The sequence below is a fragment of the Neobacillus sp. plas4 genome, from assembly GCF_057221695.1.
In genome coordinates, this window is sequence record NZ_CM170152.1 from 1,979,099 (window position 1) to 1,995,345 (window position 16,247).

General features: G+C 36.6%; 13 protein-coding genes and 1 pseudogene. 7 read left to right on the forward strand and 7 right to left on the reverse strand.

The annotated features are described in order from the left end of the window. Positions 1-25: 25 nt before the first annotated feature. The gene (locus tag AC2TFD_RS09890) at positions 26-760 is read right to left on the reverse strand and encodes an SH3 domain-containing protein (protein ID WP_335516357.1); all 735 of its coding nucleotides are present in this window, start codon (positions 758-760) and stop codon (positions 26-28) included. Between the two features lie 5 nt (positions 761-765). Continuing rightward, positions 766-1,686, reverse strand: coding sequence for a hypothetical protein (locus tag AC2TFD_RS09895; RefSeq protein ID WP_335516354.1), 921 nt, complete (start codon positions 1,684-1,686; stop codon positions 766-768). A 369-nt stretch (positions 1,687-2,055) separates the two neighbouring features. On the opposite strand from AC2TFD_RS09895, the gene AC2TFD_RS09900 reads away from it, so the two are divergent. Continuing rightward, positions 2,056-2,922 carry a GGDEF domain-containing protein gene (locus tag AC2TFD_RS09900; protein ID WP_335520482.1) on the forward strand — a complete coding sequence of 289 codons (867 nt, stop codon included), beginning with the start codon at positions 2,056-2,058 and terminating at the stop codon, positions 2,920-2,922. An 83-nt stretch (positions 2,923-3,005) separates the two neighbouring features. On the opposite strand, the pseudogene AC2TFD_RS09905 reads toward AC2TFD_RS09900, so the two are convergent. From AC2TFD_RS09905 to AC2TFD_RS09920, 4 genes and pseudogenes are all read right to left on the reverse strand, one after another. After that, a pseudogene (locus tag AC2TFD_RS09905) lies at positions 3,006-3,219 on the reverse strand (hypothetical protein); the annotation flags it as partial. A 136-nt stretch (positions 3,220-3,355) separates the two neighbouring features. Then, positions 3,356-4,447 (reverse strand): Gfo/Idh/MocA family protein, encoded by a 1,092-nt coding sequence (locus AC2TFD_RS09910; RefSeq protein ID WP_335514159.1) that lies wholly within the window; start codon positions 4,445-4,447, stop codon positions 3,356-3,358. Between the two features lie 48 nt (positions 4,448-4,495). Continuing rightward, positions 4,496-5,233, reverse strand: a complete 738-nt coding sequence (locus AC2TFD_RS09915) for a ThuA domain-containing protein (protein WP_335514157.1) — start codon at positions 5,231-5,233, stop codon at positions 4,496-4,498. 19 nt (positions 5,234-5,252) lie between these two features. Continuing rightward, complete coding sequence (locus tag AC2TFD_RS09920; RefSeq protein ID WP_335514156.1) at positions 5,253-6,413, reverse strand: Gfo/Idh/MocA family protein; 1,161 nt, start codon at positions 6,411-6,413, stop codon at positions 5,253-5,255. A gap of 134 nt (positions 6,414-6,547) precedes the next feature. Between AC2TFD_RS09920 and AC2TFD_RS09925 the strand changes: the two genes are divergently transcribed. Next, positions 6,548-7,360: a helix-turn-helix domain-containing protein gene (locus AC2TFD_RS09925; RefSeq protein WP_484675516.1), complete on the forward strand. Its 813-nt coding sequence runs from the start codon at positions 6,548-6,550 to the stop codon at positions 7,358-7,360. Positions 7,361-8,636: 1,276 nt separating this feature from the next. Continuing rightward, positions 8,637-9,068, forward strand: coding sequence for a MarR family winged helix-turn-helix transcriptional regulator (locus AC2TFD_RS09930; protein WP_484675517.1), 432 nt, complete (start codon positions 8,637-8,639; stop codon positions 9,066-9,068). Between the two features lie 185 nt (positions 9,069-9,253). Here the strand turns inward: AC2TFD_RS09930 and AC2TFD_RS09935 are convergent, their stop codons facing one another. After that, the gene (locus tag AC2TFD_RS09935) at positions 9,254-9,838 is read right to left on the reverse strand and encodes a TetR/AcrR family transcriptional regulator (RefSeq protein ID WP_484675518.1); all 585 of its coding nucleotides are present in this window, start codon (positions 9,836-9,838) and stop codon (positions 9,254-9,256) included. 341 nt (positions 9,839-10,179) lie between these two features. Between AC2TFD_RS09935 and AC2TFD_RS09940 the strand changes: the two genes are divergently transcribed. From AC2TFD_RS09940 to AC2TFD_RS09955, 4 genes are all read left to right on the forward strand, one after another. Continuing rightward, the gene (locus tag AC2TFD_RS09940; RefSeq protein ID WP_484675519.1) at positions 10,180-11,943 is read left to right on the forward strand and encodes an acyl-CoA dehydrogenase family protein; all 1,764 of its coding nucleotides are present in this window, start codon (positions 10,180-10,182) and stop codon (positions 11,941-11,943) included. A 27-nt stretch (positions 11,944-11,970) separates the two neighbouring features. Beyond that, positions 11,971-12,828 carry a p-hydroxycinnamoyl CoA hydratase/lyase gene (locus AC2TFD_RS09945; RefSeq protein WP_484675520.1) on the forward strand — a complete coding sequence of 286 codons (858 nt, stop codon included), beginning with the start codon at positions 11,971-11,973 and terminating at the stop codon, positions 12,826-12,828. A 137-nt stretch (positions 12,829-12,965) separates the two neighbouring features. Continuing rightward, positions 12,966-14,549: a class I adenylate-forming enzyme family protein gene (locus AC2TFD_RS09950; protein ID WP_484675521.1), complete on the forward strand. Its 1,584-nt coding sequence runs from the start codon at positions 12,966-12,968 to the stop codon at positions 14,547-14,549. Between the two features lie 136 nt (positions 14,550-14,685). Further along, positions 14,686-16,161, forward strand: a complete 1,476-nt coding sequence (locus AC2TFD_RS09955; protein ID WP_484675522.1) for an aldehyde dehydrogenase family protein — start codon at positions 14,686-14,688, stop codon at positions 16,159-16,161. Positions 16,162-16,247 lie beyond the last annotated feature (86 nt).

Below are 16,247 nucleotides of genomic sequence, written 5' to 3' on the forward strand. Positions count from 1 at the left end.
AGAGGGGCAATATACCCTCTACTTATTATTTTTCCTCCACAATTAAGGATGAAATCCAGCCTTCAATTCCGTTTGGTGTTTGAACTTTTAGCCACTTGATCCCTTTGGAATCTACTTGTTCTTGATTCAAAAAGTGCATGATTTCTCCATTTGTAATCGTGTATAGATGGGGAGCAGTTAGTGCGGGTGCTTCACGGATATTTCCGCCATCTTCATAATTCTTATTTAAAATGAATTCTTTTTGATCCTGTGAAATCTGAGATGCTTGTATGTGAATCTGATCTTTGCTTAACCATAATTCAGCTATCTTCCATTTTTGTGTATACCACTCATTTGGATTGTTCATGATGGCAGCAGTAAGCAAGATCACTATAGCTGTGGCAGCATGGAAGGTCCATCTTTTAATCCTTTTATTACTCCTTTTCCGTTTCATGAAAAGCTGAATCATTTTGTTGAAAAATCTTTCCCACAGGGCAAACATTCCTTCGATGATATCAATCCAGACAGGTATGTCAGCTTTTCCTGCTTCTCTCCGCCTTCTTTGCATCGTGCAAAGAAGTACCATGATTGGGTAAGAAAGAAGCTGAAGCATTTTTTTCAACAAACGGCATATCAAGTTTAAGAAGGGAGGAACAAAGTACAACAAAATCAGCCTTGCGAGCTGCAGGAGCACAAAAAGAGCCAAAAATATACCCATCCATTCCGGCAGGACAGAAAGAAGTGACCAGAAGCTAAACATCTGATTTAAAATTGATTCCACGATAACTAGTCTCCTTTATTAAAATAGGATGAAAGTTCTCTCCGTGGACCAGATATCTGTTTTTTTTCATTGCTGTTTTCCAGGTTGACTGGGAGATAGGGGAATAGCTTTTTTAGCTTGGCCAATCTTTGTTCTGCCTCAAACGAGTCAATAGAGTGATCGTTGATCAAGATAAAAAGTTGTTTGTTTACCTCAGATTTGAAGGCTTGATTTTGGCTAAATTCCGATTCGACTAACCGCTTTGCCATTTCATTCTTTTCTCCAAGTTTCCCAGCAGTGATAAAATCACCTGCTTGCAGTGCTTCTTTAATTGATGCTGATATCCGACGGGCTTCCTCCAAGTCCAGTGCCTCTTGATAAGCAGATAGTTCGGCGTTCCGGTCTAAATCGGCAATCTCCTCATCATGACGTTGGTCGCGAATCCCTTGCCGGATCAACACACGAACATTTCGAACGACAATACCAGCTTCTCTCAACACCTTGGACAATTTCGACGTTTGAAAAAACTCTTCAATGTGCCGGGCAAAGCTCATATCCTCATCGATAGGATAAAATCTTGCTTCCGACTCCACCCAGAAGGGGAGGTTATTGTTAAAAATGGTGTTAATTTCTCCTGCGTTTTGTTGAACTAACCGTTCGGGATGTTCAACGGCAATATCGATAGATAAATTGACAGAAAACCTTCTTCCTCGTGTTGCCGATGGGACTTCCTCCTTGTAGGTGATAGTGTGCTGTTGCATATTGATTGTATAAACCTTTTTATATTTACCAATCCTCAGTTCACTACGTGACAAACGCTCTCCATTTTTAATTGCATAGTATTCGTTGTGTTGATTCACATAAACAAATGCATGTGTCATAGACGACGCCGGCGGCTTTTCCAAAAAACTGAATTTCACTTCTTTAACATCTTCAATAAAATGCATTCGGTTATTCCCTCCAGGTTCACTATTTTCATTGAGAGATCACATACGCTTGTCTCCATTCTATGCAGTAAATTGGAAGAAAAGCCCCCAAATCAATTTTTAAACAGGATAATCATAGTCTCTATGAATATTTAGTTGGTATGAATGCTGTTACACAAGAAAAAACCTTCAGAAAAGTTGAAGATTTATTACAGAATAGCTTATTTTTCAAATTTTTAAATATAAGTTAGGAACAATAGGAATCTATTCCTATTGTTCCTAGGTTATTATGTATTGTAAATTGAGAATGATTGGTACTATACAAATGTCCCGGACTGTAATTACAATTAAGATACGTTAGTGTAATGGATACTAAAGGAGAAGAAGCCTATGAAATACAAATATATAAATTGGATAATTATTTTGGTTGGGACTGTTTTACCAATTATTATCGATACCATTGCAGATGACTATGGGAGCCACGATCCTTTTATATGGTCAATAACTTTAATTCCAAGTATCATTATTATCTTTAAGTACCCGAATTGGAGTGTAGTAATCGGAACAGCAATCTTTTACAGCCTATTTGAACTAACAATTGAGTTCAATCAAGAGGGCTTCACTCAATTTGCTCTAGATGTAATAACCCTTGTTCTAGGCATAATAGTTAATTGGTCGATCCTTTTAACAGTCGGATACTTACGAATAAAAACTGAAAAGTTGGTACGGAAAGTTGAAGAAATGACTATTACGGATCCATTAACAGGAGTATACAACCGAAGGTATTTTGATTTTTATATTGAACAAGCAATCCCATTAAGTAAAAGGATGAGTAAGTCTTTGATTCTAGTCATGTTTGATATAGACCATTTCAAAAGAGTTAATGACACTTATGGTCACGTATGTGGTGATTATGCACTTAAGCATATTACAGACGTTATTAAAAGTAACGTTAGAGAGGCAGACGTGGTTATTAGAATGGGAGGAGAGGAATTTGCGATTCTTCTGCAAGAAACGAGTTTAGAAGAAGGTAGTGAAATTGCAGAACGTGTCCGTGAGGCTGTGGAAGAGTCCAAGTTTATTTACAATAAACAACAAATACCTATCACAATTAGTTTAGGACTAACCGAATACAAATCAGAAAAAGTTGAACAATTTATTGAAAAAACAGACCAAGCTTTATACAAGGCAAAATCGAATGGTAGAAATCAATTGGTTGTATCGAGTGATAGCAGTAATCGTTTTTGCTTTTGCTAAATAAATAGATCTAGGTAAAACCTTAGGGTTCTACACCTAAGGTTTATCTTTATGTGTATAACGGTGTATTCCATAAATACAAATGCTACGTTTATCAGCTTGATTTTATACTCAATCCCTCTGTCTGTATGAAATATCTGTACCTTGTTAAGATCAACCTTGATTGAGGCCATTGCTCGGTAGATTAGTAAAGCATCCTTGTTCGGTCCAGCGCTGTAATCCCACAGTGTATCTAGATATTAGACCCTGTTCTTTCGTATTTCGGCCAATTCTTCGTCTTGAGACAATAAGGCCACGTGAAAGAGTAATGCTATTAAAATATAATATTTATATGCAAATTAATTATAAAAAGGGCTTTCCAAAAATAAGGAGCCCTAATATTTTTCTATATCGTATTGGAAGTATTATATCTTACAATAAGAATCGAAATTCCTTAAGCAAGTAATTCTAAAGACACAGATTCAGGACGCTCACATGTACTTTCCATTATATAATGTTTACCGCTATCTGAGGAATCATGGAAGCCATGCATTGCTTCTAACACGTGATACGCTAATTCGCTATTTGCTCGATATTTCCCGCCTTCGAGGATGGCTTTTGCCATATCAGCAACACCTAACCCTCTATAGTTTTGGGAATATCCATATGCAAGAGGAACCTCTTTAAATTCTGGTTCGTCTCGTTTCCTTATTTTTACAGATCCGCCGAATGTATTGGGATCAGGGACAAGTAAAGTTCCTTCACTGCCATAAATTTCAATAGGAGGCAGCGATGTGCCGCCAAAGGCATCGAAGCTTGTGGTAATACTTCCAATTACACCCGAAGCAAAATCGATCACACCTGTGATATGTGTAGGGGTTGATACCTTAATTTTTGCACCTGCTTTCGGTGTGCTAAGCACTGTTCTCTCCTGATAGCTGATTCGAGTGGAACCAGAAATTCGTTTGATCGGTCCTAAAAGAGACACTAAGGCTGTTAAGTAATAAGGTCCCATATCAAACATTGGCCCGCCGCCTGTATCATAATAAAAGGCAGGGTCTGGATGCCAATGTTCGTGCCCGCGGCAAATCATGAAGGCAGATACACCAATCGGAACTCCAATTTCACCTTGTTCGATTAGATTAATAGCAGTTTGAATACCAGCACCTAAGAAGGTGTCTGGTGCACTTCCGACTAGAAGTTTTTTCTTCTTAGCGGTTTCTAAAATTTGTCTTCCTTCCTCGCGTGTTACAGCAAGTGGTTTTTCTGTATAGACATGCTTTCCTGCTTCAAGTGCCTGGATACATACTGGGGCATGTGCTTTAGGAATGGTTAGATTTATGACGAGTTCTATCGCTGGGTCAGACAGTAGCTCTTCTACCGAACAAGCCCTAGGGACAGCGAACTTTTCAGCTTGTAAGTGTGCTCGCTGTATATCTAAGTCCGCACAGGCAATCAGCTCGAGGTGAGGGAACTTCTGACAATTTTCCATATAAATAGAACTAATATTTCCACAACCAATAATACCAATTTTTAGTTTCTTCATAGGAACCTCCAGTTTATTTTTACGGGCTTAGCTTTCTTTCCGCTTTCCTTATTGGCTATCTCCCATGCCAGTATAGGTTCGTACATTTCCATAAATAGAAGCAACGTCACATTCTTTGGCCCGTTTCTTTCCTTCAGCTGCCCACAAAAATCCGCGTCGCATGATTAGCGAAACTTCAGGCATAGCGACAATATTCGCTTGATGTCCTAATGAACTATAAAACACATTCCCAAAGCCCCATCGTTTTGTCCAAACAACAGGCATATCCACTGCTTTATTAAGCGCGTGCGGTCCGTGAAAAACCGGGAATCGAGTGGAAGCTAACACTTCAACTGCCGGATCGTAATGAAGGTAGTACTGTTCACTCACTACTTTAAAATCAGAGATACCCTCTAATAATGGGCTAGAAGAATGCTTGATATTGACCATGTATTCTATCCCATCATTTCCAGGGTGGGCGACCCAATTCCCCCCGGTCATAAATTGCCAGTCTACATTATTTCGAAAAGAATCACACATTCCACCATGGCATCCAGCTAAACCAACACCTGCAGCGACTGCTTCGGAGATATTAAGGACATATTTTTTTTCAATCTCACCCATCGTCCAGTGGGGAACGATTAAATCCAATTGCTTTAGTTTTTCCTTGTCGGTATAGGAATCGAGCGAATTGGAAACCTCTACTTCGAAGTTTTCTTCCTCCAGGATCCCTTTAAAGATTTCAGCTACCTGATCGGGCTGATGGCCATCCCATCCGCCCCAAACAATCAATGCACTTTTTTTCATGGTAAAAGCACTCCTTTTTTTATACTTCAGAAATACGGATCCATTTGCGTTTTTCAATTGATAAATCCACCGCTTCTAAGACTTCCTGGCACTTTACGCCATCACGGAAGTTTGGAATAGGCTGTCGATTTTCCCGGAAAGACTCCATAAGTTCGACCATTTCATGAATAAACGTATGTTCATAACCAATCGTATGTCCTGGCGGCCACCAGTTTTCGGCATATGCGTGCGCAGGGTCTGTTGCTAAGACGCGGCGGAAGCCTTGGACATCGTCCCTGTCATCAACGAAATAAACTTGGAGTTCATTCATCCGCTCAAAATCAAAGATCACACTGCCCTTACTGCCATTGATTTCAAATGAATTCGTACAGCGGTGTCCAGCAGCAAAGCGAGTGGCTTCAAAGCTACCTAACGCTCCGTTGGCAAACCGAGCTAAAAATAGGGTAGCGTCATCGACTGTCACTTCGCCTTTTTCATTACTATTACTGCCTTTTGCTGTTAAGCCCGTCATTTGAGAAGGAATTGGCCGTTCTTTAATAAACGTTTCGTTCATACCAATTACCTCGGTAATATCGCCGATTAGATAGTGCGATAGATCAATTAAATGAGCCCCGAGGTCTCCGTGTGAGCCTGAACCTGCAATTTCTTTCTGAAGTCTCCAGGCTAGCGGGAAGTTTGGATCCACGAGCCAATCCTGTAAAAACCAGGCACGGAAATGATAGATATCGCCTAACCTTCCTTCGTCAATTAGCTTTTTAGCAAGCATAACAGCAGGGGCGAAGCGATAGTTAAATCCAACCATATGTTTGACCCCAGCAGTCTCAACAACCTCAAGCATTTCCCTAGAGTCCTTTAATGTAAGCGCTAACGGTTTTTCGCAAAAAACATGTATGCCAGCTTGAGCAGCAGCAATGGTAATTTCTTTATGTACATCACTAGGTGCATTAATATCGATTAAATCGATGTCATTTCTTACTAACAGGCTTTTCCAGTCCGTTGTATATTCCTCCCAGCCAAATTGCTTGGCTGCAACAGTCACACCGTTTAGGTCACGGCCGCAAATAACCTTCATCTCAGGATGAACAGTGTTCGGGAAAAAGAGTGGAAGATCCCGGTATGCATGACTGTGTGCTTTACCCATAAATTTATAGCCGACCATTCCAATTCTAAGTTTTTCCATATCGTATCTCCTTTTTTTTATGTCATCAAGATAACTCTAATATCAATAAATCTATCATTTATAGGTTTGACACAACAAGTAAAAACTTATATAATCCTAGACAAAATTTACTCTCTACTGGGGATGTTCTTAGGATGTTAATATATGAGGCACACCATTTTGATTACATATCAAACTATCATACATTGGACTTAAACTTTCCAAGTCATCTCCATCGTGGTTTTGAATTATTATTCCTTGTTGATGGGGAAATGGAAGTCATTATTAGTCAGAAAAGTTACCATGTGAATACTGGACAATTTTTACTTATTTTGCCGTATGAAATTCACTCGTTTATTACGAAATCCCATTCTCAAGCAAAAATTTGTATTTTTTCGCCAGATTATGTTCCAACATTTCAAAAGATGATAGAAAATAGCTCACTTGAACATCCAGTTTTCACCCTATCTGTGGAAGCTAATACACTAATTTCTAGGAAACTTTTCAAAGATAACTCAAATCTGCTAGAACAAAAAGCCTGTCTCTATTTAATATTGTCAGAGCTAATGAATCAAACGAGTTTAATGAAAGGTGAAAAACAGGATCCAGAGTTGCTCCATAAGTTGTTAACCTATATACATGACCATTTTACAGAATCTATTTCTTTAAGAAGTATCGCTGGTACATTAGGTTATAGTTATAATTATTTATCGAAATATTTTAATACTCATATTAGCATGTCTTTTGTGGATTTTTTAAACGAAACCAGAGTAAACTATGCTTGCTATCTTTTAACCCATACAGGAAAAAATATGACAGAAATAGCTTTCCTTTGTGGTTATGATAGCGTACGGTCATTCAATCGCAACTTTGTAAAGATAAAATTATGTACACCAAAAGAGTACAGAGCAAAGCATCCTCAGTCGTTTATTGATCTGTATCCATTCAAAAAGGAGATAAAACGCTAGGGCTTCAAAATTTTCTGCAAGAGCCATTTGAATTTCTTAAAACAAAAGAAGCCTTGAAAAAAATCAAGGCTTTTTGACGTCCCGAAGGGGTTCGAACCTCCGGTATAATAAAGGGGTCTTTTAAGATTTGATTCACAATGAGATCCCTCCATCATAATTTAATTCCTATGGAAGGAAGCTATTAAAATACAAAATTAATCCAGTAATTTATCTTTACTTGATGGCTGTGGGGTAAGGACGGATAAATTAGTCATTTCCGCTGTCCATGGATTTGCAGCAGGAGGAGGCTATTGTCTAGCGCTTGCTCTAATTATTTTTAACAAAAATGGAAAAAGCCTTGAAAAATCAAGGCTTTTTGACGTCCCGAAGAGGATTCGAACCTCCGACCTACAGTTTAGGAAAAGTATTAAATTGGTAAAACAGACGGTGATAAACTCTTTAAAATGCTTTTCTATCAAGCTTTTTTGTTAATTAAGAGTAAATTAGAACAATTAAATTAATATGGTTTCACCGAGTTTTTCGGCAAATTTTCGGCAATTCAAGCCTTCATTATTTTCTGACTGTTTGACGAAATGGGCACCATCTTTACTAGATGCTTTTCGCTTTTTATATTCTGAGGAGTATCAATCAGTGAGTTCTGTAAATAGTTTGGTGAAATGGCGTGCACTGTAATAGCCATCGAGGTTAGTCACTTGCAGTATTGGTAAATCCGACAGAAGAGTGCATTTGCACTATTCATCCATGTTTGTGTTAAATAATTCATAAAAGTTGTTCTGTTTTTTGAACTTTCATGTTATTATAGCGCTGTAACCCAATTAGGTTCTAAACTTTTTTCAAAAAACCGAGTCTTTAATCCTTTTTTCGAAATTTCCTAATTGCAGAACAAGTTGGGTAACACATAACTATTTAAACACCCTTTTCCACCAATATGGCTAGATTCTTTATCAAATATTCTGAAGATTTTTGAAATAATCTATTGTCAATAACATATAATGTGATATAATCAACTTAATAAATGTAATAAATGTGTAAACCTAATAAATTGAGGTTTTTAATATGTAGGATAAAAATATTTATTGCTGAATATGAGTTGCTATATCAACTCATAAAAACTATTAAAATATAAATAATGATTAAAAACTCTCAATCAATATTTAATTAAGTTTTATTTAATTAATTTGCTTTTAAAGCTTTTTTGCTCATAAGTTGCTATAGCAACTCAATTTAACGATTGTCTGTTTTAATAATCAAATAACAACACCTAGAGGTGGATTATATGATATCCTTTGACGATTATATTGCAATTTTTATACATCAGTCAGATCTAATGATTGAGGAAACAGTCAAAAAAAAATTAGCTGCTTTTAATCTTGCTCCACAACAATCTTTAATTATCATACTCCTATGGAAAAACGATGGGATAAATCAAAATGAAATTGCGGAAAAATTAAACAAAGATAAATCGAATATTGCCCGTATGATTTCTAGCCTTGAAAAAAAAGGATTTATCCGAAGAGAAAGTGGAGGAGCAGATTGGCGTTCCTTAAGAGTTTATTTAACTGATGAAGGAAAACAACTTAGTCAGAAATTAAGGCCAATGATAGAAACTTTTAATGAAAAGTTGTGTGAAGGAATTTCAAATGAAGAGATTTTAGTGTTTAAGAAAGCGCTATCGAAAATGTGTGCTAATCTTAGTCACCACGATTAATTTCTTTAAAAAGTCTTTTTTAATGTGCAAGATATTTTAAGTAGTTAAATGGCAAATATGATACGACTTTATTTTGAAGTATAAAGGAGCATCCCCTTATATAAGGAATGCTATTTTATCTTAAACAAAGGAATTGGAGTTAAATGAATATCAAAAGGGTTACTGCACGAAAGAATCGACATAAATTACTTATTTAAACCTCTTAAGAAAAAGTTAACAATATTATCAAGTTTTTCGGAAAAAGAAAAATTAGTGCCTGATGCTAACCATAAAGCAATAACCTCATCTAATGCACCAAATATAAGTCGACGGGTTAAATTGACATCGATATCAGGACGAAATGTTCCATCATCTATTCCTTTTTGAAGTACTTGCTCCAGCAAATCAAAATAAGGTTTTACCGCAAGTGCAATTGATTTACGAAGTTTAGGAGATTCTTGACGAAGCTCATTCTGAACAACTTTAGCTACATTAACCTTCTCTTCTAAACTTAGGAGATGGATTTCACAAATTTTTCTAATCATATTATCAGCGGATTCTTTTTCATTGAGGCTATGCTTAACTAAATTGGTCAAATTAGTTAAGATGTTGGTCAGAAGGGATGCTAGGATATCTTCTTTATTTTTAAAATATATATAAATGGTACCTTCGGCAATACCTGCCTCTTTTGCAATTTTTGCAGTAGTTGATCTGTGGAATCCATGTTCAGCAAAAACATTCAAAGCAGCATCTAGAATTAATGACGATTTTTCCTTTTTATTATCTGACACAATCTTCACCTCATAATTTAATTAACTTATTAGATGAGTGAGGTTTCACTCATCTAATAAGTTAATTAATAGCTATTATATTTATTCGAGTATAGGCTAGGAACTTTAACTTGTCAATCAATTCAAAGAATCAATAAAAGGGGGGATATATGAAGTTAATGGAAAATTCAAATGAGTGAGAGATCACTCATTATATGGTAAATTAAATTTACAAACAAACATAAACGTAAGGATAGGTTAACCTTTCAAAGAGAATGGCGATATTTAATTATTGAAATTGCATTTCACAATTCTGATGAGTGAGGTCTCACTCACGCAAAATGTTTTAAGGAGGTAAAGTAATGAACAAAACAAATAGCAGGAATTTTATATTCAATGACATCGATTTTCGAGATGTTTTCACTCCCGAAGATTTTACAGAGGAACATCGAATGATTGCACAAACAACTGAAGATTTTACAACTAGGGAGTTAATCCCTAATGAGGAACGCATAGGCAATCTAAACTATGATTTAATGAAGCAGCTGTTTAGAAAAGCAGGGGAGATTGGTTTGCTTGGTGCCGATGTACCAGAGGAGTTTGGAGGATTAAATTTAGATAAAGCAAGTTCCATAATCATAACTGAAAACCTGGCTAGACAGACTGTTTTTGGAATCGCACATGGGAGTCAATCAGGAATAGGTCTCCTCCCTTTAGTCTTTTTTGGCACAAAAGAGCAAAAAGAAAAATACTTGCCTTCTCTAGTATCAGGTGAAAAGTTTACTGCTTATGCCCTTACTGAAGCATCCGCTGGTTCTGATGCCATAAGTATAAAAACAACTGCTAAACTATCACCGGATGGAAAGCATTATATTTTAAACGGAACGAAACAGTTTATTACGAATGCAGGCTATGCAGATTATTTTGTCGTATATGCAAAAATCGACGGAATCGACTTTAGTACATTTTTAGTGGATCGATTTGCAGAAGGGGTAAGTATTGGGCCTGAAGAAAAGAAAATGGGTCTGAAAGGATCCTCCACTTGTTCTCTTACTTTTGAAGACGTGAAAGTTCCAGTAGAAGACCTGATAGGGGAAATTGGGAAAGGCCACTTAGTCGCATTAAATGTTCTGAATATAGGCCGTTTCAAACTTTCAGCATTAAGTCTTGGAAAATCAAAGGAAGCTCTTAGTTATTCTATTAAATATGCAAATGAAAGATTCCAATTTAATCGTAGTCTCTCTTCCTTCCAATTGATAGGGAAGAAAATAGCAGAAATGAATACAAGGATATTTGTATTAGAAAGTATGATTTATCGAACGGTTGGATTATTAGATGAGAGCTTAAAAGAAATTGATCATAACAGTCCAGATGTTCTGAAACAATCGGCATCAGCTATTGCTAACTTTGCATTAGAAGCTTCCATCAATAAAGTATTCGGTTCGGAGGCATTAGGTTTTGTTGCGGATGAAGGAGTTCAAATCCATGGTGGGTATGGATATGTACAAGAGTACCCAATTGAACAAATTTATCGTGATTGTAGAATTTTCCGTATTTTTGAGGGAACGAATGAAATTAATCGGTTATTAATTCCACGTGTATTAATTAAAAAGGCTTTGACGGAGGAGTTTAATCTAATTGAAAAAGCTAAAGAATATGAATCGCAGCTTGGAAATCATATTTCAATTGATTTTAATATTGTTTTAGAAAAAGAAACCCATTTAGTGGAGCTTGCTAAAAAGATAACCATCATTTCGCTTGCAAAGTCGGCTCAAAAATATCAAAAACAGCTTAACGATGAACAAGAGGTCTGTGGGTTATTAGCAGATAATCTAATCACTTTATTTGGAATGGAAAGTGCTTTACTTCGTACAAAGAAAATCATTTCTAAATTGGGAGAATCAAAAGCACAAAACGCGATTAAAATGACAGTCGTGTTTGTTCAAGAAGGCTTCCAACAAATCATAAATCAAATCAACCAAATCTTGTCATTCAATGGTATGGAAGGTGACTTCCACACTCAATTACAAATGTTATCGAATTCTCTAGAATTGGAGAGTACGATCAAACTTAATAGAGAAATAGCTTCAGAGGTTATTAAAGCCGAAAAGTATGTGATTAATTAAAAATTTATATATTGGAGGAGAATATCTATGACAGAAAATATTAAGGAAAAAGCAACCAAGATGGTATACGAGAAAGAAACTGTTCAAGTGAATATTGAGAACGGAATTGCATGGGTTATTTTAAATAGACCTAATAAACGAAATGCGATGAGCCCTACACTCAACCGTGAAATGAATGAAGTTTTGGATGAGCTTGAAATAGATGAGAGCTGTGGGGTTTTAGTTCTGACTGGGGCGGGAGAGGCATTTTCATCAGGAATGGATTTAAAGGAATATTTCCGAGAAGCGGAACAAAAACCACTTTCAGTACGAAAGAAAATATTGGGTGAGTCCGTAAAGTGGTGGGAGAAATTAATGTATTTTCCGAAACCAACGATTGCTATGGTGAATGGCTGGCTATTTGGTGGAGCATTTACTCCTTTAGTATCATGTGATCTTGCGATTGCTGATGAAGAGGCTACCTTTGGTTTATCAGAAATTAACTGGGGGATCATTCCTGCTGGTAATGTAACATGGGCAGTTGCACGTACAATGAATCAGCGCGATTCACTGTACTATCTCATGACGGGCGAAACCTTTGATGGAAGAAAAGCAGCAGATATGGGGTTAGTTAATGAAGCTGTTTCGAAGGACAAATTGCGTGAAAGAACAGAACAAGTAGCAAAAAATTTATTAGGCAAAAATCCAACCGTACTAAGTGCAATCAAATTGGCTTATAAGCATTCACGTGATATGCCATGGACCGCTTCAGATGATTATCTTCATGCAAAACTACATGAAACGATTTATCTTGACCCTGAAAAAGGTCGACAAAAAGGGATGACTCAGTTCCTTGATGAAAAAACATTCCGTCCTGGATTAGAGGAGTATCGTAGAGATATTTAATCAGTCAAGAATATAGCGGTTTATGAATGATAATAATTATATCAATCATAATAATAGACGACTAGATTAAGAAAGATAGTGAGCTTGAAATGAATGACTGCTTTCTATTGAGAACAGTTGAAGGGATTGGGGAATAGATGCTGGTATCAAAATCTGGAATTCCAATATTAAAGCTAGAACTGGATGCATTTCATTCAAATCCAAATAAAGAATGTATCTATGATTGTTTTAGAAGGGTCACCTACCGTGAATTACATGAGGAGGTAAATCATATTGCATCTGGTTTGAGTCAATTAGGTGTTAGAAAAGGCGACCGGATTGCCGTATGTTTGCCAAACTGGCATGAATTTATTGTTATCCTTTTTGCGCTTGCTAAAATAGGTGCCATTCTCGTACCTCTAAACACTCGATACCGTCAAGATGAATTAGAATTTATTTTGAATGATTCCGGCGCCAAGATTGCATTTTTTACGAAGGAATTTGATCAAATTAACCATATGAATCAATTTTTGCTAGCAAAGAAACGTGTTCAACATCTAAAACATATTATTCCTATTAGACTTGATATAGAGGGAATCATGAATTATGAACAGCTATTAGAAATTGGGAAAACTGATCAAGTACCGACTGTTGACATTATACCGGAAGAAGACGTGTTCTTGATTAGTTATACCTCTGGAACAACGGGCAAGCCAAAAGGTGTCATGTTAACCCACAATAGTCTTGTTTATAACGCAACTACAGTTGGGGAGAGAATGCGTTTGAGTTCAAATGATGTGATTCAAATTCCAAGTCCGTTTTCTCATATTCATGGGATAACTACTTCTTTGCAAGCGATTGCATCAAAAGCCAAGATGGTTTTAATGGAGGTTTTTAAAGCTGGTGAATCTTTACGTTTAATCGAACAGGAGAAAATAACGGTTAAAGCTGGTGTCCCCACGATGTATATACTGGAGATGAATCATAAAAACTTTAAATCTACTAATACCTCCTCACTTCGAACAGGTAATATCGTGGGTGCTCCTTGTCCGGTGGAAGTTGTAAGTAGAATCAAGTCAGAGATGGGTTGTGATATCTTAGTAGGCTATGGCATGACTGAGGCAGGTCCCGGAATTTCTTTAACTAGCTTTAATGACGATGATATAACAAAGGCGGAAACGGTTGGGAGTGTGCATCCAGGCGTAAAGGTAAAAATAGTTGATGATGATCGGCTAGAAGTACCGATTGGTGAAGTAGGGGAGCTTGCGGTTAAAAGTATTTCACTTATGAAAGGTTATTATAATCAACCTGAATTAAATTATGAATCTTTTGATGAAGAGGGTTGGTTTTACTCAGGGGATTTAGCAACCATGGATGAAAAAGGTTATATTCAAATTGTTGGCCGTAAGAAGGACGTAATTATTAGAGGTGGTTTCAACATTTATCCTAGGGAAATTGAGGAAATTTATTACACTCATCCAAGCGTAATGGACGTTGCTATTATTGGTTTGCCAGATAGTGTACTGGGGGAAGTTGCATGTGCAGCGATTAAATTAAAACCAGGTTTTTCGACTACAACTACAGATGATATGAAATTATTTATATCTAATCTCGTTGCCGATTATAAAGTTCCAAACCATGTAATTTTTGTAGACCAACTGCCAACGACAACTTCTGGAAAGATACTAAAGACGGCACTCAAAGATCAAATGCTGGCTAATAATCTCGTAAAATTAAGATAAATAAACGGAATGTTCATAATATTAAAATTATTAATTCGACCACCTGATCATGACACTTTTCTAAGAATGGTTACGGGTGGCCCTTAGATAATAGTTGGTATTTATAAAAAATAAATAATAAAAAGGAGTTTTGTAAATGGCACCTCATATGGTACAAAATCTTATCGGACTCAACAAAAGCTTTATCAATGGAAAATGGGAAGAAGGGAAAAGTGAGCGAGTTTATGACATTCTGAATCCTTATGACAATTCCTTGGTCACCTCAGTTCGATTAGCAACACTTGAACAAGTTCAAGAAGCGTTTGACATTGCCAAAAAGGCCCAAAAGTCATGGGCAAAATCTACCGCAGCAGAAAGGAAAGCTATACTAAACAAGGCGGCACAATATATTAGGGAAAATAGTGAAGAAATTGGAGATATTCTTTGTAGAGAGAATGGAAGTAATGTTCCTAAAACACATTTTGAAACTATTCTTACGCCGGAATTTCTAGAAGAAGCAGCAAAAATGGCAGATGCTCTTGATGAGATTAAGGAAGTTGATTCGGGCCTTCCTGGAAAGGTTGACTATGTACATCGTTTTCCAGCCGGTGTTGTTTCATCTATCTCTCCATTTAATACACCATTAGTCCTGTCAATTAGAACAATTGCCTCAGCACTTGCATTAGGAAATAGTGTTGTGCATAAGCCAGACATTCAAGTTGGATTAACAGGGGGAACTATTCTTGCTAGAGCATTTGAATACGCAGGTCTTCCAGCCGGTGTCTTTAATGTGGTTTTAACGCAATCAAAAGAAATCGGTGATGAGATGTTGACGAATCCAAACTTAAATGTAATCGGTTTCACTGGTTCAACAGCCGTTGGAAGACACATTGGTGGAATAGCAGGTAAAAACTTAAAACGTGTGGCACTTGAACTTGGAGGAAACAGCCCGTTTATTGTTTTATCTGATGCAGATATAGATCCTGCAGTAGACGCCGGAATTTTTGGGAAATTTATGTATCAAGGGCAAATTTGTATGGGGATTAATCGCTTCATTATCCATAAAGACAAATATGAAGAGTTTGTTCAAAAGTTTGTTGAGAGAGCCGAAGCCCTTCCTTATGGAGATCCTAAAGATCCAAAGACAGTTATTGGTCCTATGATAAACGAGCATCAACTAGAAAAAACATTAGCGATTATCAATGATGCCATCAGTGAAGGAACTAATATTGCATTAGAAGGAAAGCGTATTGGAAATATTTTGACCCCTTATGTATTTAGGGATGTTGATAACTCTAGTAAACTTGCTCAATTAGAATTATTTGCACCAATTGCTACGATGATTAAAGCAGATTCAGATGAAGAAGCAATCCAGTTGGCGAATGAAACGGAGTATGGTTTGAGTTCTGCTATCTTTACCAATGATGTAGAAAAGGCCAAGGAATTCGCACTTCAAATCGATAGCGGGATGACACATATTAACGATCAAACCATAAATGATAGCACGAGAGTACCTTTTGGAGGAAACAAAGCGAGTGGAATTGGTCGATTTGGAAACCCATATATTATTGATGAAATGACAGTATTAAAATGGGTGTCCGTACAAAATGGATATCGTAAATTCCCATTTTAATAGATAGAGATAAATTCGATCAAAATAAACATTCTGTTAGTTATAAAAAATTTATTATAAAGAATCAAGTATGAAGGAGATGGATA

What these genes read in the sequence shown, in the direction of transcription:
- AC2TFD_RS09895 (WP_335516354.1), bottom strand. Translation starts at nt 1,686, where the DNA reads ATGCATTTTATTGAAGATGTTAAAGAAGTGAAATTCAGTTTTTTGGAA.
- AC2TFD_RS09900 (WP_335520482.1), top strand. Translation starts at nt 2,056, where the DNA reads ATGAAATACAAATATATAAATTGGATAATTATTTTGGTTGGGACTGTT.
- AC2TFD_RS09910 (WP_335514159.1), bottom strand. Translation starts at nt 4,447, where the DNA reads ATGAAGAAACTAAAAATTGGTATTATTGGTTGTGGAAATATTAGTTCT.
- AC2TFD_RS09915 (WP_335514157.1), bottom strand. Translation starts at nt 5,233, where the DNA reads ATGAAAAAAAGTGCATTGATTGTTTGGGGCGGATGGGATGGCCATCAG.
- AC2TFD_RS09920 (WP_335514156.1), bottom strand. Translation starts at nt 6,413, where the DNA reads ATGGAAAAACTTAGAATTGGAATGGTCGGCTATAAATTTATGGGTAAA.
- AC2TFD_RS09925 (WP_484675516.1), top strand. Translation starts at nt 6,548, where the DNA reads ATGTTAATATATGAGGCACACCATTTTGATTACATATCAAACTATCAT.
- AC2TFD_RS09930 (WP_484675517.1), top strand. Translation starts at nt 8,637, where the DNA reads ATGATATCCTTTGACGATTATATTGCAATTTTTATACATCAGTCAGAT.
- AC2TFD_RS09940 (WP_484675519.1), top strand. Translation starts at nt 10,180, where the DNA reads ATGAACAAAACAAATAGCAGGAATTTTATATTCAATGACATCGATTTT.
- AC2TFD_RS09945 (WP_484675520.1), top strand. Translation starts at nt 11,971, where the DNA reads ATGACAGAAAATATTAAGGAAAAAGCAACCAAGATGGTATACGAGAAA.
- AC2TFD_RS09950 (WP_484675521.1), top strand. Translation starts at nt 12,966, where the DNA reads ATGCTGGTATCAAAATCTGGAATTCCAATATTAAAGCTAGAACTGGAT.
- AC2TFD_RS09955 (WP_484675522.1), top strand. Translation starts at nt 14,686, where the DNA reads ATGGCACCTCATATGGTACAAAATCTTATCGGACTCAACAAAAGCTTT.